The sequence below is a fragment of the Rhodococcus sp. NPDC057297 genome (assembly GCF_042667435.1).
In the GTDB taxonomy this organism is placed as follows: domain Bacteria; phylum Actinomycetota; class Actinomycetes; order Mycobacteriales; family Mycobacteriaceae; genus Rhodococcoides.
Genome location: NZ_JBHUZE010000003.1, coordinates 55664 through 78937, shown reverse-complemented (window position 1 = coordinate 78937; position 23274 = coordinate 55664). Strand labels below are relative to the sequence as shown.

Here is a 23274-nt window from a genome sequence, read left to right as displayed (position 1 = left end):
CCGCAATGACCAGCGTATTGTCCACCCCGACCGACACCCCCGACATCGAGTTCGCGTCGCGCGATCGCATCGAGTCCTTGCAGCTCGAGCGGCTTCGGTGGTCATTGCAGCACGCGTACGACAACGTCGCGCACTACAAGAAGGCCTTCGACGATGCGGGAGTTCATCCGACCGATCTGAAGGACCTGTCGGATCTTGCGAAGTTTCCGTTCACCGCGAAGAACGACCTTCGTGAGAACTACCCGTTCGGGATGTTCGCGGTTCCCCAGGACAAGGTCTCGCGGATACACGCGTCATCGGGAACAACCGGCAAAGCCACGGTGGTCGGCTACACCGCGAACGACATCAGCAACTGGGCCGACCTCATCGCTCGCAGCCTACGCGCGGGTGGCGTCAAGCCGTCGGACAAAGTTCACGTAGCCTACGGTTACGGCCTGTTCACCGGCGGTCTCGGCGCCCATTACGGCGCAGAGCGGCTGGGCTGCACCGTCATTCCGATGTCGGGCGGAATGACCGATCGTCAGATCCAGCTCATCGAGGACTTCGAACCCGACGCGATCATGGTCACGCCGTCGTACATGCTCACGATCGTCGACGCAATGATCAAGAAGGGCATCGACCCGGCCAAGACATCCCTGAAGACCGGAGTCTTCGGCGCCGAGCCGTGGACCGAGGAGATGCGCAAGGAGATCGAGAAGACCCTCGACATGGACGCCGTCGACATCTACGGTCTGTCCGAGGTCATGGGACCGGGTGTTGCGATGGAATGTGTCGAAACCAAGGACGGACTCCATATTTGGGAGGATCATTTCTACCCGGAGGTCATCGACCCGGTGACCGGCGAAGTCCTGCCCGACGGCGAGGAGGGTGAGTTGGTGTTCACGTCGCTGTCCAAGGAAGCGATGCCGATCATCCGCTACCGCACCCGCGACCTGACGCGCCTGCTGCCGGGCACCGCCCGCACCATGCGCCGGATGCAGAAGGTCACCGGCCGCACCGACGACATGATCATCCTGCGCGGGGTGAACCTGTTCCCGACTCAGATCGAGGAGCTCATCCTGACGGTTCCCGCGCTGGCGCCGCAGTTCCAGTGCGTGTTGGAGCGTGCGGGTCGCATGGACTCGCTGACCGTTCTCGTCGAGTCACGTCCGGGTGCCACCGCGGAAGATCACGGCACTGCGGGTGCAACCCTCCGTAAGCTCGTCAAGGACCGAATCGGTGTCAGCGTCCAGGTAGACGTGGTTGCGCCGGCGGCTCTGGAGCGTTCGATCGGTAAAGCTCGTCGTCTGATCGACAACCGGCCCAGCTAGAGGTGGAGTGAGTGCAGTTCGACAGGTGGCGTGAGGAGGTGTCGGCGGCGTTCGTGCCGCTCGACGCCTCCTCTTCCGCGTCCGAGGGCTGCTTCGACGGCGGGTTGCACTCCGGTTCGATGGGTGTCCTGCACATCAGCGAGGTGTCCGGGCGGTGCGTCGACGTCCGCAGAACGCCCGCAGTGATCCGACGCAGCGATCCAGGCCTGGTCAAGGTCGGTGTCCAACTGCGCGGCCGAGGGGTCGTGGTCCAACGCGATCGTGAAGCGGTGCTGGAACCGGGCGATTTCGCGGTGTACGACACCAGCGAGCCCTACGCCCTGCACTTCGCGGACGACTTCGCCATGTTCGTGCTGATGTTTCCGCGCGAGTCGCTCAAGATCAGGCCCAACGATCTCGCGCACGTCTCGGCGCTGAGGATCAAGGGCAACGACGGCGTCGGGTCACTCGTCTCACCGTTCCTCGCGGGGCTGCGAAAGGGCCTGTCCGACGGCTTCTCCCCGTCGTCACGGTTGTTCGAGGATGCGGTCCTCGACCTCGTCAGTGCGGCACTGGACGAACGAGCTCCGCACGAGAACACCTCCCCGGGCGCCGCGATTCTCGCCGGCGCACAGTCGTTCGTCGAGAGCAACCTGCACGACCCGGGGTTGAACACTGCGATGGTGGCCTCGTCGCAGCACATTTCTCCGCGCTACCTGCAGAAGCTGTTCGAATCGGACGGCGGAGTCGCAGCATGGATCAGGTCTCGCCGGCTGGAGTGTTGTCGACGAGACCTGGAGGATCCGAGATTGTCCGGCGACAGCATCGGGACCATCTGTGCACGGTACGGTCTGGTGGACTCGGCTCATTTTTCGAGAGTGTTCAAAGAGGCCTACGGAATGTCACCACGGCAGGCGCGCCTCGCCAGTCTGTGAAATGGAAATGCGCCCTGTAGGACGCATTTCCACTCACAGCGGGTCACAACACGATCGTGACGACCTTTTCCTCGGTGTTGGCTTCGATGCCGGCCCAACCCAATTCGCGACCGGTGCCACTGCTCTTCATACCGCCCCACGGGAGCGCGGGATCGATTGCAGCCCAACCGTTCACCCACACTGCGCCGGAGCGAACCTGCGCCGCCAGCGAATGCGCACGCGAGACGTCGCGCGTCCAGATCGACGCGGCCAGACCGTAATCCGTCGCATTGGCGATGCTGATGGCCTCCTCGGGGGTGTCGAACGGAATCACCGTTCCGACGGGACCGAAGATTTCCTCCTGAGCGATCTTCATGTCATTGTTCGCGTCCGCGAAAATCGTCGGCTCGACGAAGAATCCGTCACGCTCCGGACTCCCACCACCGGCGGCAACCCTGGCCCCACCGTCGCGGCCGGCCTGGATGTATCCCATCACCGAGTCGCGTTGCTTGGCGTTGACGAGCGCGCCCATCGTGGTGGCGGGGTCGAACGGATCTCCGAGCACCTGCGCCGACGCTGCCGCGGAGAGGCCGTCGACCACCTGCGAGTACAGCGAACGGTGCACCAACACACGGGTACCCGCGGCACAGACCTGACCTTGATTGAAGAACAGTCCCATCGCGGTGCCGTTGATGGCAGCGTCGAGGTCGGCGTCCTCCAGAATGATCTGCGGCGACTTACCACCGAGCTCGAGTGTGGTTCTCTTGAACGTATCGGCGGCCTTCTTGGCGATGATCCGGCCTACGCGCGGGCTTCCGGTGAAGCTGATCTTGTCGACGCCGGGATGTCCGACGAGCGCGTCGCCGGTCACCTCGCCCAGGCCTGGAACGACATTCACGACGCCCGCAGGCACTCCTGCCTCGTCGATCAGTCGCGCCAGGTGCAGGATCGAGAGCGGTGCGTCCTCCGGTGGCTTCACGACCAGCGTGTTGCCGGCCGCCAACGCAGGAGCCAACTTCCAGGCCGCGATCATCAGTGGGGTGTTCCACGGGACGATCGCACCGATCACTCCGACGGGCTCACGCACGGTGTAAGAATGCGTCGGCTGTCCGAAGTAGCCGGCCGTCGGGATCGTGGTGCCCTGGATCTTGTCGGCCCAGCCCGCGAAGTGACGGAATGTGGCTGCCGCGTTGGGGATGTCCAGCATCGCGGGCTGTCCGACGGGCTTGCCGACGTCGTGGGCTTCGAGCCGGGCGAGCAGGTCACCGTCGCGCTCGATCAAGTCGGCGATCTTGTTCAGCAGCTTTCCGCGAACCACGCCCGGGGTCGAGCCCCATTCTCCGCCGAGCTGCGCGCGGGCAGCTCGTACCGCGGCGTCGACGTCCTGAGCCGTTGCGGAGGCAATGTCGACGAGCAGCTGACCCGTAGTGGGATTCAGGTCCGCGAAGGTTCCACCGTCGGACGCGTCGTGCCAGGTGCCGGCAACGAACAGCTGCGTGGCGGTGTTGTCGGGAAGAGTCGTGAGTACTGCAGTCATGTGTCGAGCCTTCCTAGTACAGGATGAGTCCGCGGACGTTTTCGGCGTTGCGCATGGCCTCGTACCCGTCGTTGACCTGGTCGAGTGTGTAGGTGCGTGTGATCATCTCGTCGAGCTTGAGCTGGCCCTCCATATACAGGCGCAGCAGGTGCGGGATGTCGAAGCGGATGTTCGCGTTGCCGAACCATGCGCCCTTGAGCGTCTTGCGCATGGCCGTCAGGTCGAACAGGCTGAGCGAGGTCTCGGTCTGGGTTACGTCTCCGACCGAGACGTTCACGCAGGTTCCACCCTTGGCCACCAGGCTCATGGCAGGTGCGATGATCGCGCCGCTCGCCACGTCGATGGTGATGAGTACCTTGTCCGCGAGCGCTCCCCAGGTCAGGTCGTTCACGAGAGGCAGCGCCTCGTCGATGCTGGCTGCGGTATGCGTGGCACCGAAGATCTTGGCCTGTTCACGCTTGAACGGCGACGGGTCGACCACGACCACGTGGCGTGCTCCCGCCAAAGCAGCACCCTGAACAGCGCCACAGCCGACGCCACCCATACCCAGGATCACGACGGTCTCGCCCGCGGAGACTCCCGCGGCGTAGACAGCGGAACCCCAGCCGGTGGTGACGCCGCAGCCGACGAGCGCGGCCTTGTCGAGTGGGATGTCGTTGGTGATCTTGACGCACGACGCTTCGTTGACCACGGTCTGCGGCGCGAACGTGCCGAGGAGGCACTGGATGCCTGCGTCCTGGCCGCGCACATGATGACGGGCCGTGCCGTCGCTGACCTGGTAGCCCTCGAGCAGGTGAGCGCCGAGGTCGCAGATGCTGGACTGGCCGTTCGCGCAGGCCCTGCATCGACCACAGGCGGGGATGAAGCCGAGTGCGACGTGGTCTCCTACCTCGACCGAGGTGACGCCCGGTCCGATTTCGGTGACGATCCCTGCGCCCTCGTGTCCGCCGATGAACGGAAGCAGTCCGACGGGCACGCTGCCGTCACGCACGTGTTCGTCCGAGTGGCACAGCCCCGATGCCGCCAACTCGACCTTCACTTCGCCGTATTTCGGAGCATCGAGAACCAGGTCCTCGATCTTCCAGTCCTGACCGGCTTCCCAGAGAACTGCTGCTTGCAATGTCATTGCTGACCTTCTTTCCGAGTGTGTCCTAGGTCATAGCTTCGTCTCGGACACCCCGGAAAGACTTGTCGCTCCGCGCACAGATGTTGTCGTTATGCGCACTCGGTTATGCATCGGGCGGAGCTGTCCACCTCAGCCGAGTTGTTTCCCTGGATCTACCCCGATGATTACCGCCCTGTTTCGGCGCGGACCACTGCAACGCAGAGTCAAATTTCTCGACATTCTCGGGCCATCCGAGACCCTGTCCGCAGGCAAAACTAGGGCACTCCCAATGAAAGGCCCACCATGACGCACCATCAGTTCCGCGCCGCAGCCGTTCAGGCAGCACCTGTTTTCCTCGATCTGGACGCCTCCATCGACAAGGCCATCGGACTCATCGAGGACGCCGCGCGCGCAGGCGCAGAGCTCGTCGCTTTCCCCGAGACCTACCTGCCCGGCTACCCCTGGTACATCTGGCTCGACGCCCCCGCCTGGGGCTTCCAGTTCACGCAGCGCTACTTCGACAATTCGCTCGAGTACGGAACACCGCAGGCAGACCGAATTGCGCAGGCCGCCAAGGACAACCACATCATGGTCGTGATGGGCCTCAGCGAACGCTACAAGGCCAGCCTCTACATCGCGCAATGGATCATCGACGCCGAGGGCAAGACCGTCGCGATGCGTCGCAAGCTCAAGCCGACCCACGTCGAGCGGACCGTCTACGGCGAGGGCGACGGTTCCGACCTCTCGGTGTACGACACCGATCTAGGACGCGTCGGCGCACTGTGCTGCTGGGAGCACCTGCAGCCACTGTCGAAGTACGCGATGTACGCGCAGAACGAGCAAGTCCACGTCGGCGCCTGGCCCAGCTTCTCGTTGTACACCGGCGCCGCGTACGCCCTCGGACCGGAGGTCAACACCGCGGCGAGCCGCATCTACGCCGTCGAAGGTGGTTGTTTCGTCATCAGCCCGTGCGCGACGGTCTCCCCCGAGATGATCGAGATCATGTGCACCGACGACGCCAAACGCGCAATGCTCACCGCAGGCGGAGGACACGCCAGGATCTTCGCGCCCGACGGCCAGCTGATGCACGAACCTCTCGCACACGACGAAGAGGGACTCGTCTTCGCCGACATCGACACCAGCCTCATCTCGATCGCCAAGGCAGCGGCCGATCCGGCCGGACATTACTCCCGGCCGGACGTTACTAGACTGTGGCTCAACAAGACTGCCGGTGATCGAGTCGTCTCCGGCGCTCAGCAGACCACCGCCACCCGCTACGACTTCACCGAGGAAACAGCCGCCGAGGTGCGCCTGGAAATCACCGAGCAACTTGCCCGTGACGAGGCCCCTGCACATGTCTGATCTGGAATCCGCAATACCGGAGCATTTGGCCAGAGAACGCACCTGCCCCCGCCGGACACCCGAGTCCTACCAACCGCCGTTCCCGTCGTACGTCGCTCGATTCCCGGTCTCGACGACGCGAGTGGTCATGGCGTACTTCGGTATACAAGGCATGCCAGATGACAGCCCATGGGGAGTCGACGGGCCGCCGCGCAGCGATCGTGCACGGTACGTCGACGAGGAAGGCATCGACACGACGGTGTTCATCGGCTATTGGGACGACACCCTGGCCTTCGACCGGTGGTATCTGTCGACGGGCATCACGTGGACCGAGACGCCAGGACGGTTCGTCGAGGTCATCCGTCCGACAGTCGACCGCTACGAGACGCTGTTCTCGTCGACCGGCCGCTTGGAAGGTGTTGCTACGCTCACTGATTCCCTCAGCGGGCAGATCGAGGAACATGCATACTGGGGCGGCGTTCGCGATCGAATTCCCCGATCGCAGCACGATGCTCTGAAACCGTCCGGTATGCCGGAAATCGTCCGCGACGGCAACAAGGTTCGGATCGTTCCGCACGACAACATCTGCCTCATCAGGTCCGGACAGGACTGGGCGGACACCGCGGGCACCGAACGTGAAATGTACCTGCGGGACGTCGAACCGGTCCTGCGGGACGGGATGGACTTCCTGCGCGACGACGGCCTGAGCATCGGATGCTTCGCCAACCGGTACATGACCGTCGTCGACGAGCACGGATACGATCTCGACAAGTCGTTCGGCATGAGTTGGTGGCGCTCGTTGGCCGAGTTGGAGGCCTGGGCGGAGTCCCATCCGACGCACGTCGCCATCTTCGGCGCGGCACTGAAGTACTTGTCCACGATGGGGCCGGCCGCGCAGCTACGGCTCTACCACGAGGTCACGGTCGCGTCCGCCGACGAGCAGTTCTTCGAATACGTCGGCTGCCATGATCGCACCGGTCTCCTGCGTACGGCGTCGGCGCGATCTACGCTGGGATGAGACTGGAGGTACCCCACATGGCTGACGCTCTGCGCACGGATTCCGTCGACCAGGCAGACAGCATCGATTTCTGGACGGCGGCGGTGAGCCGCACCTACGTCGACCTGGACTGCACGGTGCCCCGGGATGCGTCGGCGATATCCGGGAAGATCGAGTCGACGGATCTGGCGACGCTCGGTCTGTCCAGAGTGGCGGCGACGGCGCAGAACGTGCTGCGTACCCCAGCCGGTATCTCCCGCACGAGCGCCGACTACTTCCTGGTGAGCGTGCAGACGTCGGGAACGGGGATCATTGCGCAGGACGATCGGACGGCGATTCTCGAACCCGGCGACTTCGCCCTCTACGACAGCACCCGGCCCTACAGCCTGCACTTCGACGACCCGTTCGCGCAGTACGTCCTCATGCTTCCCGGGGCCACGCTGCGCACCCTCGTGCGGGACACCAACGAGCTGACCGCGAGAGCGGTGTCCGGTCGTCACGGTGCCGGCAAACTTCTGGTCAGCATGATCTCCTCGATCATGGACGATGTCGACATGAGCGCGGCCTCCGCCGAGGCCGTCTCGCAGAGTGTCGAGTACATCCTCGTCGCCGGTCTCGTCGGGCTCACCGGTGTCGAGAAGCCCGCGCCGTACGCGGCATCGCAACGTCTCGACGAGATCAAGCGTGCGATGACGGCCGGTCTGCGTGATCCCGACCTGACAGTGGCCAAAGTAGCTGCCGCACTGCATCTGTCGCTCAGCACAGTGCACCGCGCCTTCGCCGGTGAGCCGTGCACCGCAAGCGAATGGATCTGGATGCAGCGACTCGACGGCGTCAAGCGTGCGTTGTGCGAACCTCAGAACGCTCACACGACCATCGGTGCTCTCGCAGCGTCGTGGGGATTCACCGATCCAGCCCACTTCTCCCGTGCGTTCCGCAGCCGATTCGGCTGCACACCAAGAGAATTCCGCGAGCGCTCTATGCCGGAGCGATAGGACGACCGGGCAAGGTGCTCGAGTAGACGACACTGGTGGTGATGCTGCCGAGGGTGGCCAGACGCCCGATCGATGACCTGACCGCGCCGGTGTAATGCGCTCGGTAGAGGAATTCTCCATGTCGTAATCGCGGGATCCGTGGTTGCATCGTGAGCGACCCGAAGGAGTGCCCATGCCCACCGTCGTCACCAACGACAATGTGACCCTGAGCTACATCGACGAGGGCGTCGGGCCCGTGATCGTTCTGATCGCAGGTTTCTGCGCTCCTGCGACGACGTGGGTGATGCAGCAGGACGCACTGGTGAAAGCCGGTTATCGAGTTCTTGCTCTGGACCGCCGAGGGCATGGAGATTCGGAGACTCCCGAGCACGGTGCCACGATGGCCAGGCACGGTCAGGACGTCGAGAATGTCCTCGCGTCGCTGGGCGTCGACGATGCTGTGCTGTGTGGTGGCTCCATGGGCGCCAGCACCATCTGGTCGTACGTCTCGCAGTTCGGGACCGGCCGCGTGAAGGCCGTCGTGTCGGTGGATCAGACCCCGAAGATGATCAACGATGCCGAATGGTCCAACGGTTTCTACGGATTGACCGACTCCAACAAGGACACGTTCTTCGCCGACGGGGTACCGGACACGGGCAAGGGCCTGCCGAAGTGGAAGTCCGCGTTGCCGATCCTGAAGCTCGTCGCGAAGCTCCGCGCGATGCCGAAGATGGTCTCACCCGATACGCCACCGATGAAAGCGCTTCTGCACGATCACGCAGTCGCGGACTGGCGCGAGGTCGTTGCCACAGTCGACGTTCCGGTGCTGATGGTTGCCGGCAGGGAGAGCCAGTTCTGGCCGTGTACGCACGCAGCGGACGCCGTTGCCGACAATCCGCTCGGACGCTCCGTGGTGCTCGAGAACTGCGGTCACGCGTCCAACATGGACCGCCCACAGGACTTCAACGCTGCGCTGCTGGACTTTCTCGGTTCACTTCCCCAATAGATCCGCGCTTCGTCGGAGTCGCATCAGCACTTGCAGGTCCAGTGCCTTGTCCGGGTCACGCCACTCGACGCCGATGAGCCGGTCTATGGCGTCGAGCCGTTGGTAGAGCGTGTTGACGTGCACTCCAAGACTTGCGGCGGTGGCCGAATGGTGACGCCCGTGTGCGAGGTACACGGACAGCGATTCGAGCAACGGAACGCCCCGCTTGCTCTGCTCGGCCATCAGCGGACCCAGTTGCTCCTCGGTGAGCTCGTCGAGATGCTCGCGAGCCATGTGGCTCAGAAGAATTCGATAGATGCCTAGCCCGCGCGCCGACGACACCTCACCGCCCCGCCCGAGAGTGATCAACACATCGACGGTCTGCTGGGCCTCGCGGTAGGCAGCCGCTAGCGCGACCGCTCCGCGTGCCGGCTCCGAGATTCCCACCGTCGCGCCCGTCGTGAACATCGGCCGCACCACCGCCGATTCCTGCGCGGGCACCGCGACCAGCACCCTCGAACCATGTTCTGCCACAACCGTACCCACCGGGAATTCCGATCTGCCGATCTCGGTACGGGACACCGGACCCTGTGCGACGGCGATGCAGTACGAGGCACCCGGGGACAGGCCGGCAAGGCGAAGTTGCCGTCGCTCTTCGTCGGTGGACGCTGCCGGATGAGAGAGCAGATCGACGAGAAACGCATCCTGCGCCCGTCGGGCAGCTTCCGCCGCCGCGCGCTCCTCGGCGAGCGACAACGCGATGGCGGGCACCGCGCGGTCCAGGAGGAGCCGCGTCTGCTGATCGTCCGGACCCACCGAGATCAGGACCCCGAGAAACTCGCCCGCAGCGGCGACACGGTGGGCAACGACGACGTCGTCGGCGACGATGTCGGCGCCGTCGCGGCATTGTCCGAACAGAATCTCGACTGGAACGACCCGTTCTTCCAGAGATTCCGGAACAGATGAGGCGTCGGTGAGAAAGAACGCCGGCCGACCGGAGAGCGTTGCCACCTCCCGAACGAGACGACCCACCCCACCCCCGCGCAGCACCACCTGAGTCAGCATCCTGTCCCACTGCAGAGTCTGTTCGAGTTCGGCGGTCCGTGCCGACAGCTCGGCGTTCACCGCTTCGAGCCGTTCGATGGCACGGACGTTCTCGATGGCAATCGCAGCGTGCGCGGCGAGAGCAGACAGCAACGCGATCTCACTGTCCGCGAAGTCACGCTCCTGACGCTTGCAGGCGAACAGCGCTCCGATCACCCGGTCCCCCACCTTCAGCGGAACCCCGAGCAGCCCTCGCATGTTCTCCGACCGTGCCGCACTGTCCGCACCGGTGATGTGTCGGAAGGCGGGCTCGCTCTGATAGTCGGGTGTCCACGACGGCGCCGCTCCGCGCACGATGACGCCCACCAGCCCTTCGTCCTGAGCCAACCGGATCCCGATCAGATTCGGCGTCAGTGCACCGCTGGTGACTTCGATGACGAATTCGTCGTCGTACACCGAGCCCATGTAGGCGAGATCGACTCCCAACAGGCGGCGTACCTGGTCGACGACCTCTTGAAGCAGGACACGGTCGTCACGTGCCGTGGTCAACCGCACCGCGATGTCGTTCAGAGCAGCCAGTTCGGTGCTGCGCTGACGCCGCTGGTCCAGCAGCGCGCGCAGCCGCAGGGCGGCGTGCGCGTCGGGACCGGGAAAGACGTGGCGATGCGCTTCGAGCTCGTCGATCGATGCGTCGTCGAGCAGCAAATCCATCCATGATCTATCCGACTCCATGGATGGAACCTACATTGGTAGAGATCCAGCTCACAGATAAACTCGGGGCATGACGCTCGTCGAACAACTGTTGGATTCTCTCCCCGCAGACCGCATCGTCGTCGATCCGGACGTCGTCGCGTCCTACCAACACGACGAGGCCGAGTGGGCTCCGTACTCCGTGCCGGTAGCGGTTGTCCGGCCGCGGACTGCAGAGGAAGTCCAGGCCGTCGTACGAGCCTGTCTGACGCACGGCGCCCCCGTCGTCACCCGCGGCGCGGGCACCGGACTGTCCGGCGGCGCCAACGCCACCGAGGGGTGCGTCGTCCTCGCCCTCGACGGAATGGACGCCGTCAAGGAGATAGATCCGCTCGAACGGTATGCCGTCGTCGAGCCTGGCGTCGTCAACGACCACCTGAGGGCAGCCTGCGCAGAACAAGGCCTCTGGTACCCACCGGACCCCGCCAGCTCACCCTGGTCGACCATCGGCGGCAACGTCGCCACCAATGCCGGCGGCTTGTGCTGCGTCAAGTACGGCGTCACCCGGGACTACGTCATGGGCATGCAGGTGGTCACCGGAACCGGTGAGCTGGTCCGGCTCGGTCGGAAGACCGCGAAAGGTGTTGCGGGATACGATCTCGCAGGCCTCATGGTCGGCTCGGAGGGAACCCTCGGGATCATCACCGAGGTCACCGTCAAACTCAGACCGCTGCAGGATCCGCAGCGCACGGTCGCGGGATACTTCGACTCGATCGTCGACGCCGGGCGAGCCGTGGCCGCGGTTGCCGCAGCGGGACTCACTCCGTCCGCGTTGGAACTGATCGACAGACAATGCCTCATCGCCGTCGATGCCTGGAAGAACATGGGGCTCTCGGTCGAAGCGAACGTCGTGTTGCTCGGGCGGATCGACGATCCAGGCCTCGTGGGAGACCAAGAGGCAGAGAAGATGCTGTCCTGCTTCGACGAGGCGGGCGCAACCTGGTCGGCGGTGTCCACCGATCAGGAAGAAGCCGACGCGCTGTTCGCGGCCAGGAGGTTGGCCTACCCCGCGATGGAGCGCCTCGGACCGGTACTCACCGAGGACGTGTGTGTCCCGAAGAGACAGGTGCCGGAGATGCTCTCGCGGATCGAGCAGATCGGCCTGCGGCACGAGACGACGATCGCGAACATCGCCCACGCAGGCGACGGTAACCTGCACCCACTGCTCATCACACCGCACGACGACCTCCCCGCGCGCGAACGCGCACAGGCAGCGTTCGCCGAGATCATCGACGCGGCACTGGAACTCGGCGGCACCGTCACCGGTGAACACGGCGTCGGGTTGCTCAAGATGGACGGGCTGGTTCAGGAACTCGACCCGATCGTCCTCGACATGCACCGCTCGGTGAAGAACGCCCTCGACCCACACGGCATCTTGAATCCGGGCAAGGTTTTCACCGGGTAGGCGACGGCCTGAACCACGGTGGAAGCTGGAACGCACTGTCCGCCTGCGGGTCCGGACTGAGGATTCGGTGCTTGCCGTCCTGGATCTGATACACCAGATGCGCCTGGGCCAACGAGGCATCCGCCGACGCCAACGGGTACGCGACGGCAGCCTGCCCTTTGCCGCCGAGGTAGTACGAGCCGTTGACACCTCGGTGCACGAGACTGCGGATCTCGTGCGAGACCTTTCCGTAGTCCCGCGGAGATGCCGACCGAGACCACGCGTCGGCGAGAATCATCGTGCGGTCGTAGGAAATTCCGGCGTGCGACCGTCCGGGGAACACTCCGTAGGCGCGCTTGTAACGCTCGGCGAAGCCTTTGCTCACCGGATCCGAGTACGTTCCGGTCACCGTCGCCCACAGGATCCCGTTGGCACGCTCGCCCAACTGCTCTCGGAACTCCGGGATCGACGGCGCGTAGAGGCTGTAGATCAACGTATCCGGCATGTTGTCCAGGAGTGCTCGGATGGTCGCGACGGTGCCGTCGACGAAGTAGTGGCCGATCAACAGTGCTGCAGGAGCGAGAGACCGCACACGGCTGGCGGCGTCGACCCAGTCCTGCGTGCTGGGACCGACCCGGACGATGTCGAGCGACCACCCCTGTTCCTGAGCCAGGTCGGCAGCTCGATCGAGTCCCAAGTTGGACACCTTCCATGCTCCGAGCAACACCACCAACCGCTTGGACGACGGGTTCCACTGTCCCCGCCTCTTCAGGCCTGCAAGAAATTCCACGAACCCGGGGCCGTAGTTGGTGTCACTCGGGCAGACCTGGAAGATCCGCCCGTACCGCGACGGGTCGTGCTCGACACGTTGGACCATCGCGTCGAGCGTCGCAGCGTGCAGATAGGGTGCCCCGTAATCGGCTGCGACTTCGTGCGCCACTTCCTGCCACGCGAAATAACCCGAGGTGATGGCGTCGACGCCTTTGCCTGCCAGTTCGAGCATGCCCTTCTCGATGCTCGACTCCGACACGATGTCCACGTCCGCGGTGGCCAGTTCGACACGTCGACCGCAGACACCACCACGGGCGTTGATCTCCGCGAGAGCCAGTTCGGTGCCGCGCACCATTTCCTCGCCGTCGGCACGTGCGATTCCGGTGATCGGAACAGCCGAGCCGATCACGAGTGGCTGCAAACGGATACGTCGCGATGCAGGGACCAGCCTTCTGCCCGGCACCGCGGCGGATGCCCGGACGAGAGCGAGATGCTCGAAACCGTCGGTCCCGCCAGGCACGGGCAACCGCGTCATGCCCTCGTCCAAAGCCTTGGTCGCGGCCGCGGTTCGACTCTTGACCCCGAGCTTCGCGAGAACTCGGTCGACGTGAGTGGTGACCGTCCTCGGACTGAGCCACAGTCGGTCGGCGATGTCCTGGTTCGTCAGGCCACCGGCCAGGAGGGTGACGACGTCGACCTCCCGTGCGGTGAGCCCCCACACGAGTTCTGCGTCCTCGCGTATCGACACCTCGGCGCGTGCCTCCGCACCGGCATCGACGAGGGAGATGCACACGGCGAGCAGCTGCTTCTTCGGCGACATCCACCGAAAGCGCGCCTCGAGGAGGTCGTCACGCATGACTCCGACGGCGATGGCCGCGACGTCACCGGGAATCGTCGACAGCGGTCCCGGCTCGGTCACCCAGGAATGTTCGACGGTGCCGTCGGGACGAACCAGATAGCTCGCCGCGACAGTGGTGTCCGCATGATGATGTAGCTTCACTGGCGAAGAGCCTTTCCGACCTAGAACTCGAGCTTCCCCGCCCTGGTCAGGACACTAATCCGGAAACCGGCGTCAGTTGTGTCGAACGAGTTAAATCCGTTCGACCAGCAGTGTGATCTTCCGCGGCGAGCGCGAGATTTTCCTTGATCGCCACTCCGCTGTAGCGACGGCTGTGCATCTGGGCGGCCAAGTCGAGGATCCGAGCGACCGAATCGACCGGGCCCACCCCACGTGCATGGATGTTCGCGACGAGGTTGCGGTCGGCGTCGGTGTTGCCCGGCCCCGGTCGCCACGCCATGTACGCAGACAGACTGTCCGCCGCACGCAGCCCTGGTCGCTCACCGATGAGGAGAACCACCACGCCCGAGCCGAGCGAAGCGCCGATATCGTTCATGATCCCGACGCGGCAGTTCTCGACGGTGATCACCCTCCCGACCGTCCATCCTCGCGCACTCGCACCGTCCAGCAGACCGGGCAGAACGAGTGGGACCTGGCGGGCGACGGCAGTCCCGGAAAGACCGTCACCCAGAACGATCTGGATGTCGGCGTCTTTCGTTCCTCGATGCCGCAGTTCGGACCGTGACTCGGTGTCGAGTACGCGTCCGAGATCGGGACGCACCAGGTATCGCTCGCGGGATCCGGCCGCACTGACGAGGTGGATGGGATCTCGACCTGCCAGCACCCGCTCGAGTTCCCCGGAGCGGTAGTCGACCGCGGAATGGACCGCGTCGCGGGCACTGGCGTGGTCGGCTCGAAGCTGCAACAACAGCGAGGTCGGGTACGACGTACCGGCCCGTCCCACTCGGATTCGCGCAGGAGTCACGGTTTCCAGGGCTTGCCGAGCCGCCGCCCCACCGTTCTCGACGAGGTCGTCCATCACGCGCCGATCGCTGGAAGGCTGCGCGCACCGACTGCCGCCCACCACTGCTCCGGTAGCTCGAGGATCCCCTGCGCCGGGTCCCAGCCACGTTGCTCGGACAGCCACGACGCGAACTCCGGAGCGGGGCCGCTCCCGAGCAGCTTCCGGACGCTCGCGACGTCGTGGTAACTGGTCGACTGATAATTGAGCATCACGTCGTCCCCTGCCGGGACGCCCATCACGAACGTGCACCCGGCCAGGCCCAGCAGGGCCAGGAGGTTGTCGTTGTCGTTCTGGTCGGAGTCGACGTGGTTGGTGTAGCAGACATCGCACCCCATCGGGAGTCCCATGAGCTTGCCGACGAAGTGATCCTCCAGTCCGGCTCGGGTGATCTGACGCGAGTTGGCCAGATACTCGGGGCCGATGAATCCCACCACGGAGTTCACCAGGAACGGGTCGTAGAGTCGCGCGACGGACTGCGCCCGGGCTTCCAACGTCAGTTGGTCGACGCCGTGGTGTGCGTCGGCGGACAGCGCGCTCCCCTGTCCGGTCTCGAAGTACATGAACTGCTCGCCGACGAACTCATGTGCGCGACGCCGATGGGATTCCGCCACGGCGTCGCGCCCTTCGGCCAACATGTCGAGCGAGATCCCGAAGCTCCGATTCGCTGCCTCGCTGCCCGCTACCGATTGGAACAGCAGATCGACGGGAGCGCCGCGTTCCAGCGCTGCGAGTTGGGTCGTGATGTGCGACAACACACAGGACTGGGTCGGTGCTCCGGTCAGTTCGATCAGGTCGTGAATCGCGTGCAGTACCCGGCCGACGGTATCGGGCGACTCGGTCGCCGGGTTCACACCGATGACGGCGTCGCCGCAGCCGTACATCAGACCGTCCAGCGCCGACAACATGATTCCAGTGACGTCGTCGGTCGGATGATTCGGTTGAATTCGACACCCGAAGACGCCGCGTTCACCCTGCGTGTTGCGGCACTTGGTCACCACCTGCAGCCTCGATGCTGCGACGATCAAATCGAGGTCACTCATCAGTTTTGCTGTTGCTGCGGCGATTTCAGGACCGATCGCCGACGCCAGTCCGCCGTTCCATTCCGTCGGAAAACTCTCGGACAGAACGACCTCACGAAACTCGCCCACGGTCAACGCCGAGATGGAACGGAAGCCCACTTCGTCGTGCGCGGCGTGGACGGCGTCGGTGATCGCGTCCTCGATGACGGGCTCACCATGGATCCTCGCCAGGGTCTCCTCGGACAATGCGATCTTCGCTGCTATCCGTTCGCTGTCGGATCGAGCCGCGATGCCGGCAAGCTCGTCACCGGATTTGATCTCGTTCGCTTTCGCCAACACCTCTTTCAGCGAATCGAATCGAAATCGCTCCCCGCCCACCAGAGCCTTGTACATGGAACTCCCTAGGATCGGCGTCGTGCAGCGGAATCGAGAGCGACAGCGGCGATCACGATCAGACCCTTGGCGATGAGCTGCCAATGCTGACTGACGTTGAGGCTGTAGAACACGTTGGTCAGCGTCGCGAGGATCAGCAGACCGACCGCGGAGCGCCACATCGCGCCCTCTCCGCCGCGCAGCGACGTTCCACCGACGACAACGATCGCAATGGCGTCGAGCGCGATGTTCGCACCGACATCCGCCTGCCCGACGGCTAGGCGCGACGCGTCGATCATCCCCGCGATCGCGGCAAGCGCGCCGGTGAGCACGTACACGCTCGCAGTGATCGACGGAACCCTCAGTCCCGACAACCAGCCGGCTTCGGTGTTACCACCGACGGCCTGCACGTTTCGTCCGATCGTCGTCTTGGCCAACACGATGCCGCCGACGACCATCGTCAGGATCAGGATGAAGATCGGAGTCGGGATGCCGAGCGTGTGCGACTTCGAGAGTGCCTGGAAACCGGGTTGGGAGACGATGAACGGTGCGGAGTTGGAGTAGATGTAGGCCAACCCCGAGATCACCGACGCAGAACCGAGCGTCGCGACGAATGGGTTGATGTGAAGTTTCGCCACCAACAATCCGTTGGCCAATCCGCACAGTAGACCCGCGGCCAACGCTGCCGCGCCGGCCAATGCCACCGAACCGGTGGAGATCGTGACGCCGGCGAACACTGTCGAACCGAGTGCGTACGTTGCGCCCACGGACAGGTCGAATCCACCCGAGATGATCACGAATGTCATACCGACAGCGATGATTCCGACGGCCGCGTTCTGGACCAGGATGTCCCGGATGTTCGCCGGCGCCAGGAACCCGTCGTACAGGAACGTCGCGACGACGACGAGAAGTACCAGCACGACCAGCATGCTGTACTTCACCAGGAAGGTGCTGGGACTGGTCTTCTTCTTCGAAGACTTGTCGGGAGCGGGACTGCTCGCGACCGGGTTGGTGTCGATTGACGTACTCATGCTGCATCCTCTCGAAAGCCGAGCTTGACGATGTCGGCCACCGTGAATGTCGGTGAACCTGCTGGAATGTCGTCGACGATCCGCCCGTGCGCGAACACGAGCAGTCGGTCGGCGACTGCGAGAACTTCCTCGAGTTCGGAGGACGTGACCACGACGGATGCGCCTTCCTCGGCCAAGTTGACGAGCGAGGCGAGCACCTCGGACTTGGCACCGATATCGATACCGCGCGTCGGTTCGTCGACGAACAGGACCTTCGGTGTGTGCCCAGCCCACTTGGCGAGCAACACCTTCTGCTGGTTGCCGCCGGAGAGGTGGACCACCGGTTCGCCGAGACGACCGGGGTCGAATCCGAAGTACCGCACCGGTTCCGACGCACCGTCACGCTCTCGTCCCGGACGGAGCCATCCGAACGTGCGTTTCGAGCGGCCGAGCCAGTAGTTGCTGGCACCGTCCATGTTGAGTACGAGGCCGGCACGTCGACTCTCCGGAACCAGAACCAGCCCTGCGTCGATGGCCGCGCGAGGACTCTTGGGCCAGGCGATCTCGGCACCGTCGAGCGTCATCCGACCTGTGGCTGCCGGTTCCATACCGCAGATGGAGCGCATGAACGTCGTCCGGCCGGACCCGACGAGTCCCCACAACCCGACTATCTCGCCCTGGCGGACGGTGATGTCGAGACCGTGCAGGACGTTCGGCAACGACACGTCCTGTGCTTGCAGCACTGTCTCGCCCAGCGGCCGGCGTTCGGCACGCACAGCGACCTCGACGTCGCGGCCCACCATTTCCTGGATGAGACGCTTTCGATCCCATTCGGCACGGTCCGCGGTGCGTACGATCGTTCCTTCTCGCAGCACGGTGATGCGGTCCGCAAGTGCCAGAACTTCTTCCAAGTTGTGGCTTACGAAGATGATCGTCGTACCCTGTGAACGTAGGCGGTCGAGCACCCGGTACAACGTATCCCGCTCGTGCTCGGCCAGAGCCGCGCTGGGTTCGTCGAGCATCAACACCTTGCTGTCCGCCTGGACACCGCGCATGATCTCGAGAATCTGCTGGGTGGACACCGACAACTCACGCACCGGGACGCCCGCCGGGATGTCGACGTCGAAGTCGACGCACATCTCGGTGAATCGGGCTCGCATCGCCTTCCCGTCGAGAATGCCCCGCCGGGTGAGATTCTGTCCGAGGAATACATTGGCCACCGCGTCGAGCGCGGGCACCATCGTCAGTTCCTGGTAGACGGCCGCAAGACCGAGTTGGCGTACTTCCCGGGGGTTGCCACCGTGCAGTTCGGTGCCGAACACCGTGATGGAACCCGAACTGGCTTCCACACGGCCGCTGATCATGCCGAGGAGAGTGGACTTGCCTGCGCCGTTCTCCCCCACCAGAGCGTGCACACTGCCTGCTTCGATCTGCACCGTCGCCGACTTCACTGCGCGATTGGCGCCGTAGGTCTTGCTCACCTCGATGCAGTCGATCGCGGTCGACCGCGTTTCGTTCACAGTCATCTCGCGCCTCTAGTACTCGGCCGTGAAGTCGGCGACGTTGCTGCGCTCGGCGAACGGTGTACCGGGGAGGGAGTCCGACGTGGACAGATCGACGAACCGCGCGGTGTCGCGCTTCTCGACGGTGTCGGCGAGTCCCTGGATCGCCATGCGGGTCTCGAGACGCGGAAGCATCATCACGCTGCTGGTGATGGCACCGGAAGAGACGTTGTCGAGCGCCCACTGATCGCCACCGAAGTCGTACACCGAGACATCGCGGCCTGCGGTCGCCTGCACGACCCCACGCGTCATGCCGGAGAAGTTCGACATCACGACGTCGAGATCAGGGTTGGCCTGCAGAATCGTCTGTGCGGCTTGGAAACCCTTGGGAGTGGTGTAGTCGGTGGTCTGCTTGGCGACGACCTGGTACCGGCCGTCACCGTCGAACGCCTGTGCTGCATCGAAGAAGCACAGCGTGTTCGCGTTGAGGTCGGGTCCGGAGATCAGCGCGATCTTGGCGCCGTCGGGATGGTCGGCTTTGACCTTCTCCACCCATGCTTCGTAGACGTCGAGGGTCTGCCCGCCTACGTAGTTGACGGTGCCGGGCTCCCAAGTCTCCTCGCCACTGTTGGTGGCGCGGCCGCAGATGGGGAGGTTGAACACCGAGACGATGATGTTCTTTTCGGGTGCCTGCTGAGTCAGCATGTTGCACACGAGGTTTCCGTCGTTCGGCTCGACAGCGAACGCGTTGTACTTTCCGCTCGTGATCGCATTCTGCATCTGATCGAACTGAGTCTGGGCGTTGAACTGTCCGTCGAAGACATCGAGTTCGGCGCCGAGTTCGTCGGCTGTCTTCTTCGCCTCGTCGATGGAGGCCTGCAGGTAGGCGTTGCTCGCTCCGGCGGAGAAGTACGCGATCTTCAGATCGGATGCCGAGTCGACGGTGGGAACTGTCTGCTCGCGCCCTTCGCCGGAGGAGTCGGCGACTGCGTCGACCGAACAGGCGGGCAATACGGTGAGCACTGCTGCCGCGGCTGCGATGCTCATGGTGCGAAGCTTCATGATGGTCCTTTGAGTTTGGAAGGGGCGTTCAGTTCTCGGTCCACGTGTCGTAGATGTCGCTGAGGGACGCGAACCAGACGCCGTCGTGACCGGACATGTAGTCGAGGAGCTTCTCGAACATGATGATGTGGTGCGCGCGAGCAATGGTCTGCGGATGCACCGTCAGGGCCATGACTCCGCCTGGGACGTTGTCGTAGCAGTAGTCGAAGTGGTCCTTCCAGCGCTCGTACATCGACGCTGTCGACTCGAAGCCCTGGTTGACGCCGGGGATGTACTCGGCCGCGGGGAAGTCGTCGAGGAACCAGGACACGGGGAACTCGAGAATCGGTGACGGGGCGCCGAGGACGCTTCCCTCTTCCCAGCGCACCTCCACCGGACGCGGATGGTACGGCTCGAAATCGCGGCCCATGAGCGAGGAGTCCCATTCGAAACCGTGCTCTTCGAGGATCGACATGGTGTGCTCGGTGAAGTCCCAAGCCGGCGAACGGTATCCGCGCGGGCGCTTTCCGACGTACTTCTCGTGCAGCTTCAGGGTCTTGTCCATGAGGTGCCGTTCGGTGTCGAGATCGAGCGACGGCACCGATTCGTGGTAGCACCCGTGAGCAGCGACTTCCTGTCCTGCGTCGACGATGCTCTGGAAGGCGTCGGGAAACGTCTCCATGGAATGTGTGGGGGTGCACCAGGTTCCGGCGATCTTGTAGCGATCGAACAGTGAGAGCATCCGCGGCACACCGACCTCGGCGCAGAACTCACCGCGGGAGAGGTAGCTGGGGCTGGTCTTGCCGAACGTTCCCATCCAGACACTGTGTGCGTCGAAATCGCAGCCGATGTTGACGGCGATCTTCTTACCTTCGGGCAGGTTCAGAGGCATTTGTCGAGGTCTCCTTCTATTCGGGGAGTAGGTCTGCGGAAAATGTGCGATACAGCGGGTTCCGGCGCTGCCGATCGAAGAACGTCGTCGCCGCTCCCGTCTTTCGGTTCTCCGCAAGCAGGTCCAGGTCCAACGTGGCCGTGATGACGTCCTCGACGTTCGTCCGGGCCTCGGCCACCACACCGTCAGCGGGGAAGTCCAGATCACACGGGCTCAGGATCGACGCCCTCGCCCAGCCCGGTGACAGTGGCGCTCCGGCGAAACCTGCGATCGGTGCGTGTACTGCGTAGACCTGGTTCTCGATGCATCTCGCTGCCGCGGTGTGCCGGACGCGATAGAAGCCGGCCTCGGTGAACGTGTACGACGGCATCAGCAGAAGTTCGGCTCCGCGCCGTGACAGAACCGTGCTGACCTCCGGTATCTCGGCCTCGTAGCAGACCGCGATTCCGACGGTGACGTTGCCGAGATCGATCGGATCGAGTCGGTCTCCTTCACCCGTTCCCCAGTCGGCCTCGGCCGGGAAGATATGAGTCTTCTCGTGCCGGTATTCGGTGCCGTCCGGAGTGAACAGAAAGGCCGTGTTCAGCAGCCCCTCCTCGGTGCGCACGAGATGTGTGCCGGCGAGGATGTTCTGACCACGAGTGCGGGCGAGGTCCGCGAACAAGGCGCGGTAGTCGTCGGTGTACTCCGAGATACGTCCGAGTTCGGAGATCGGATCGGACTGCCACCCGGGCTTGACGGTGAACAGCGGCTCGGTGACGAGCTCCGGGAACACGACGATGTCGCTACCGTCCGTCTGCTCTGTCAGCCCTCGGACCTGTGCGGCGAAGGCGTCGAAACCGTCGAGCTCGCGCATTTCGAATTGCACCGCGGAAACGGTGACTGTCCTGCTCATAATGAATCTCTTTCTCGTTCGGGCTCTAGCGAGCGAGCAGGCCGCCGTCGATGACCAGATCGGTTCCGGTGACGTAGGAGGACTCGTCGCTGGCGAGATAGACACAGCCATAGGCAATTTCGCTCGGTTCCGCGCCCCGTCCCATCGGCGTTCCACCGATGACGCGTGCGTTGATCTCCGGATCCTGAGCTTCGGCGAGAGGCGTTCGAATCCACCCGGGCACGATCGAGTTCACTCGAATTCCCTGCTGCGCATAAGTGATTGCCGCATTTCGGGTCATGGACCGTACGGCTCCCTTGGCAGCCTGGTACGCCGCGACGCCGACGCCACCGACAACCCCCCATGCCGAGGACAGGTTGATGATCGAGCCTGCGCCTGCCGCGAGCATGGACGGAACGACCGCGCGCATACCGAGCCACACACCGGTCTGATCGACGCCGATGACTCGGTCCCACTCGTCGACATCGATCTCCTCGATCCCGGAGTATGCGATGACGCCTGCGTTGTTGACCAGTACGTCGATGCTGCCGTGCTCGGCGAGGATGGCCTCGACTGCGCGCTGCCAGGCCGCCTCCTGCGAGACGTCGAGGGCGATGGAGTGTGCACCGTCGATCCGTTCGAAACTGTCGGTCAGGTCGGCCGCGTAGACAGTGGCACCTTCGGCCACGAACGCTTCGGCCGTCGCGCGTCCGATTCCCTGTTGCGCGCCGGTGACCAGCGCGACCTTGCCGTGCAACCTGTTCATGGTGGAGCGTTCGCTTTCTCGGGTAGGGGCGCTCATTGCGCGAGGTATCCGCCGTCGATAGGCAGTTCGACGCCGGTGACGAAGGCTGATTCGCGCGACGCGAGATAGACGGCGCCCCAGGCGACATCCTCGGGATCTGCACCGTGTCCGAGCGGTGTGGCGTCGAGGTAGCGAGCGTTGAGTTCGTCGGTCTGCCCGACGGTCATCGGCGTCTTGATCCAGCCGGGAAGAATCACGTTGGCGCGGATCCCGTCGCGGGCGTAGCTCACGGCCGCGTTCTTGGTCATGGTGATCACCGCGCCCTTGGTGGCGTGGTAGGCCGCGACACCGGGCACAGCTGTCGATCCACAGATCGAGGACACGTTCACGATCGACCCTGCGCCGTTGGCGCGCATCGCCGGAATGACGGACTGCATACCGAACAGCACGCCGGTCTGGTTGATAGCGACGATGCGTTGCCACTCGTCGACGGGTGTCTCCACGATGTCGTGGTAGCCGGCGACGCCCGCATTGTTGACGAGTACGTCGACCTTGCCGTGGGCGGCCAGCACGTCCTCCAACAGTGCCGACCACTGGCCTCTGTCGGTCACGTCGTGCTGACGGATCGCAACCGCACTGTCCCTGGTCAGGCCTTGGACGTCGGTCGCGACGACGGTTGCGCCCTCCAAGGCGAAACGCTCGGCGATACCCAACCCGATACCGCCCGCCGCACCGGTCACGATGGCCACTGATCCGGACAGACGTCCCATCATGCCTCCTTCTGCTTGCCTCACCGAGATCGGTGATGCGCATCCGATTGATGCGATGGCTGAACAGTAGGAACTACTCGGCAGTGGGCACGTCCG

Annotated in this window: 20 protein-coding genes; 7 read left to right on the top strand and 13 right to left on the bottom strand. The window is 64.1% G+C overall.

All coding sequences use genetic code 11. The features are described 5' to 3' along the window. Window positions 1-5: 5 nt before the first annotated feature. On the top strand, window positions 6-1310 hold the full coding sequence (gene paaK / locus ACFULT_RS10285; RefSeq protein WP_378481405.1) for a phenylacetate--CoA ligase PaaK: 1305 nt from the start codon (window positions 6-8) through the stop codon (window positions 1308-1310). Window positions 1311-1321: 11 nt separating this feature from the next. Further along, window positions 1322-2224 (top strand): helix-turn-helix domain-containing protein, encoded by a 903-nt coding sequence (locus ACFULT_RS10280; protein WP_378481404.1) that lies wholly within the window; start codon window positions 1322-1324, stop codon window positions 2222-2224. A 43-nt stretch (window positions 2225-2267) separates the two neighbouring features. Here ACFULT_RS10280 and styD read toward each other — a convergent pair whose 3' ends face one another. Further along, window positions 2268-3740, bottom strand: a complete 1473-nt coding sequence (gene styD, locus ACFULT_RS10275; RefSeq protein WP_378481403.1) for a phenylacetaldehyde dehydrogenase StyD — start codon at window positions 3738-3740, stop codon at window positions 2268-2270. Between the two features lie 13 nt (window positions 3741-3753). Continuing rightward, window positions 3754-4866, bottom strand: coding sequence for an NDMA-dependent alcohol dehydrogenase (locus ACFULT_RS10270; protein ID WP_037108000.1), 1113 nt, complete (start codon window positions 4864-4866; stop codon window positions 3754-3756). Between the two features lie 282 nt (window positions 4867-5148). Between ACFULT_RS10270 and ACFULT_RS10265 the strand changes: the two genes are divergently transcribed. From ACFULT_RS10265 to ACFULT_RS10250, 4 genes are all read left to right on the top strand, one after another. Next, complete coding sequence (locus ACFULT_RS10265; protein WP_378481402.1) at window positions 5149-6207, top strand: carbon-nitrogen hydrolase family protein; 1059 nt, start codon at window positions 5149-5151, stop codon at window positions 6205-6207. After that, window positions 6200-7204: a phenylacetaldoxime dehydratase family protein gene (locus tag ACFULT_RS10260; RefSeq protein WP_378481401.1), complete on the top strand. Its 1005-nt coding sequence runs from the start codon at window positions 6200-6202 to the stop codon at window positions 7202-7204. The genes ACFULT_RS10265 and ACFULT_RS10260 overlap by 8 nt, the downstream gene beginning before the upstream one ends. A gap of 17 nt (window positions 7205-7221) precedes the next feature. Next, entirely contained in the window at window positions 7222-8178 is a 957-nt protein-coding gene (locus ACFULT_RS10255; protein ID WP_037108712.1) for a helix-turn-helix domain-containing protein, read from the top strand. 172 nt (window positions 8179-8350) lie between these two features. Further along, window positions 8351-9163 carry an alpha/beta fold hydrolase gene (locus ACFULT_RS10250; protein WP_378481400.1) on the top strand — a complete coding sequence of 271 codons (813 nt, stop codon included), beginning with the start codon at window positions 8351-8353 and terminating at the stop codon, window positions 9161-9163. On the opposite strand, the gene ACFULT_RS10245 is transcribed toward ACFULT_RS10250, so the two are convergent. Further along, on the bottom strand, window positions 9149-10897 hold the full coding sequence (locus ACFULT_RS10245; RefSeq protein WP_378481676.1) for a helix-turn-helix domain-containing protein: 1749 nt from the start codon (window positions 10895-10897) through the stop codon (window positions 9149-9151). The genes ACFULT_RS10250 and ACFULT_RS10245 overlap by 15 nt on opposite strands. Window positions 10898-10967: 70 nt before the next feature. Here ACFULT_RS10245 and ACFULT_RS10240 point away from each other — a divergent pair, with 70 nt between their 5' ends. Beyond that, window positions 10968-12341, top strand: a complete 1374-nt coding sequence (locus ACFULT_RS10240) for an FAD-binding oxidoreductase (RefSeq protein ID WP_378481399.1) — start codon at window positions 10968-10970, stop codon at window positions 12339-12341. Here ACFULT_RS10240 and ACFULT_RS10235 read toward each other — a convergent pair. Genes ACFULT_RS10235 through ACFULT_RS10190 form a run of 10 tightly spaced genes read right to left on the bottom strand, consistent with a single transcriptional unit; the run spans window position 12331 to window position 23181 of the window. Next, the gene (locus ACFULT_RS10235; RefSeq protein ID WP_378481398.1) at window positions 12331-14091 is read right to left on the bottom strand and encodes an ABC transporter substrate-binding protein; all 1761 of its coding nucleotides are present in this window, start codon (window positions 14089-14091) and stop codon (window positions 12331-12333) included. The genes ACFULT_RS10240 and ACFULT_RS10235 overlap by 11 nt on opposite strands. A gap of 46 nt (window positions 14092-14137) precedes the next feature. Continuing rightward, the gene (gene eutC / locus ACFULT_RS10230) at window positions 14138-14968 is read right to left on the bottom strand and encodes an ethanolamine ammonia-lyase subunit EutC (protein WP_080732915.1); all 831 of its coding nucleotides are present in this window, start codon (window positions 14966-14968) and stop codon (window positions 14138-14140) included. After that, window positions 14968-16365: an ethanolamine ammonia-lyase subunit EutB gene (gene eutB / locus ACFULT_RS10225; protein ID WP_037143119.1), complete on the bottom strand. Its 1398-nt coding sequence runs from the start codon at window positions 16363-16365 to the stop codon at window positions 14968-14970. The genes eutC and eutB overlap by 1 nt, the downstream gene beginning before the upstream one ends. 8 nt (window positions 16366-16373) lie before the next feature. Then, on the bottom strand, window positions 16374-17375 hold the full coding sequence (locus ACFULT_RS10220) for an ABC transporter permease (RefSeq protein WP_037107980.1): 1002 nt from the start codon (window positions 17373-17375) through the stop codon (window positions 16374-16376). Beyond that, window positions 17372-18880: a sugar ABC transporter ATP-binding protein gene (locus ACFULT_RS10215; RefSeq protein ID WP_094720400.1), complete on the bottom strand. Its 1509-nt coding sequence runs from the start codon at window positions 18878-18880 to the stop codon at window positions 17372-17374. The genes ACFULT_RS10220 and ACFULT_RS10215 overlap by 4 nt, the downstream gene beginning before the upstream one ends. 9 nt (window positions 18881-18889) lie before the next feature. Next, window positions 18890-19918 (bottom strand): sugar ABC transporter substrate-binding protein, encoded by a 1029-nt coding sequence (locus ACFULT_RS10210; protein WP_037107975.1) that lies wholly within the window; start codon window positions 19916-19918, stop codon window positions 18890-18892. A 28-nt stretch (window positions 19919-19946) separates the two neighbouring features. Further along, entirely contained in the window at window positions 19947-20789 is an 843-nt protein-coding gene (locus ACFULT_RS10205; RefSeq protein WP_037107973.1) for a polysaccharide deacetylase, read from the bottom strand. Between the two features lie 16 nt (window positions 20790-20805). Next, window positions 20806-21684: a carbon-nitrogen hydrolase family protein gene (locus ACFULT_RS10200; protein ID WP_094655218.1), complete on the bottom strand. Its 879-nt coding sequence runs from the start codon at window positions 21682-21684 to the stop codon at window positions 20806-20808. A 25-nt stretch (window positions 21685-21709) separates the two neighbouring features. Beyond that, window positions 21710-22465 carry an SDR family NAD(P)-dependent oxidoreductase gene (locus ACFULT_RS10195; RefSeq protein ID WP_230594342.1) on the bottom strand — a complete coding sequence of 252 codons (756 nt, stop codon included), beginning with the start codon at window positions 22463-22465 and terminating at the stop codon, window positions 21710-21712. Continuing rightward, on the bottom strand, window positions 22462-23181 hold the full coding sequence (locus ACFULT_RS10190; RefSeq protein ID WP_230594343.1) for an SDR family NAD(P)-dependent oxidoreductase: 720 nt from the start codon (window positions 23179-23181) through the stop codon (window positions 22462-22464). Before ACFULT_RS10190 ends, ACFULT_RS10195 begins: the two co-directional genes overlap by 4 nt. Window positions 23182-23274: the final 93 nt, after the last annotated feature.

Coding starts and splice junctions, on each gene's coding strand:
- ACFULT_RS10200 (WP_094655218.1), bottom strand. CDS start 21,684: ATGAGCAGGACAGTCACCGTTTCCGCGGTGCAATTCGAAATGCGCGAG.
- ACFULT_RS10250 (WP_378481400.1), top strand. CDS start 8,351: ATGCCCACCGTCGTCACCAACGACAATGTGACCCTGAGCTACATCGAC.
- ACFULT_RS10255 (WP_037108712.1), top strand. CDS start 7,222: ATGGCTGACGCTCTGCGCACGGATTCCGTCGACCAGGCAGACAGCATC.
- ACFULT_RS10195 (WP_230594342.1), bottom strand. CDS start 22,465: ATGAGCGCCCCTACCCGAGAAAGCGAACGCTCCACCATGAACAGGTTG.
- ACFULT_RS10210 (WP_037107975.1), bottom strand. CDS start 19,918: ATGAAGCTTCGCACCATGAGCATCGCAGCCGCGGCAGCAGTGCTCACC.
- ACFULT_RS10220 (WP_037107980.1), bottom strand. CDS start 17,375: ATGAGTACGTCAATCGACACCAACCCGGTCGCGAGCAGTCCCGCTCCC.
- ACFULT_RS10260 (WP_378481401.1), top strand. CDS start 6,200: ATGTCTGATCTGGAATCCGCAATACCGGAGCATTTGGCCAGAGAACGC.
- ACFULT_RS10190 (WP_230594343.1), bottom strand. CDS start 23,181: ATGATGGGACGTCTGTCCGGATCAGTGGCCATCGTGACCGGTGCGGCG.
- ACFULT_RS10270 (WP_037108000.1), bottom strand. CDS start 4,866: ATGACATTGCAAGCAGCAGTTCTCTGGGAAGCCGGTCAGGACTGGAAG.
- ACFULT_RS10205 (WP_037107973.1), bottom strand. CDS start 20,789: ATGCCTCTGAACCTGCCCGAAGGTAAGAAGATCGCCGTCAACATCGGC.
- eutC (WP_080732915.1), bottom strand. CDS start 14,968: ATGGACGACCTCGTCGAGAACGGTGGGGCGGCGGCTCGGCAAGCCCTG.
- ACFULT_RS10265 (WP_378481402.1), top strand. CDS start 5,149: ATGACGCACCATCAGTTCCGCGCCGCAGCCGTTCAGGCAGCACCTGTT.
- ACFULT_RS10240 (WP_378481399.1), top strand. CDS start 10,968: ATGACGCTCGTCGAACAACTGTTGGATTCTCTCCCCGCAGACCGCATC.
- styD (WP_378481403.1), bottom strand. CDS start 3,740: ATGACTGCAGTACTCACGACTCTTCCCGACAACACCGCCACGCAGCTG.
- paaK (WP_378481405.1), top strand. CDS start 6: ATGACCAGCGTATTGTCCACCCCGACCGACACCCCCGACATCGAGTTC.
- eutB (WP_037143119.1), bottom strand. CDS start 16,365: ATGTACAAGGCTCTGGTGGGCGGGGAGCGATTTCGATTCGATTCGCTG.
- ACFULT_RS10215 (WP_094720400.1), bottom strand. CDS start 18,880: ATGACTGTGAACGAAACGCGGTCGACCGCGATCGACTGCATCGAGGTG.
- ACFULT_RS10245 (WP_378481676.1), bottom strand. CDS start 10,897: ATGGATTTGCTGCTCGACGACGCATCGATCGACGAGCTCGAAGCGCAT.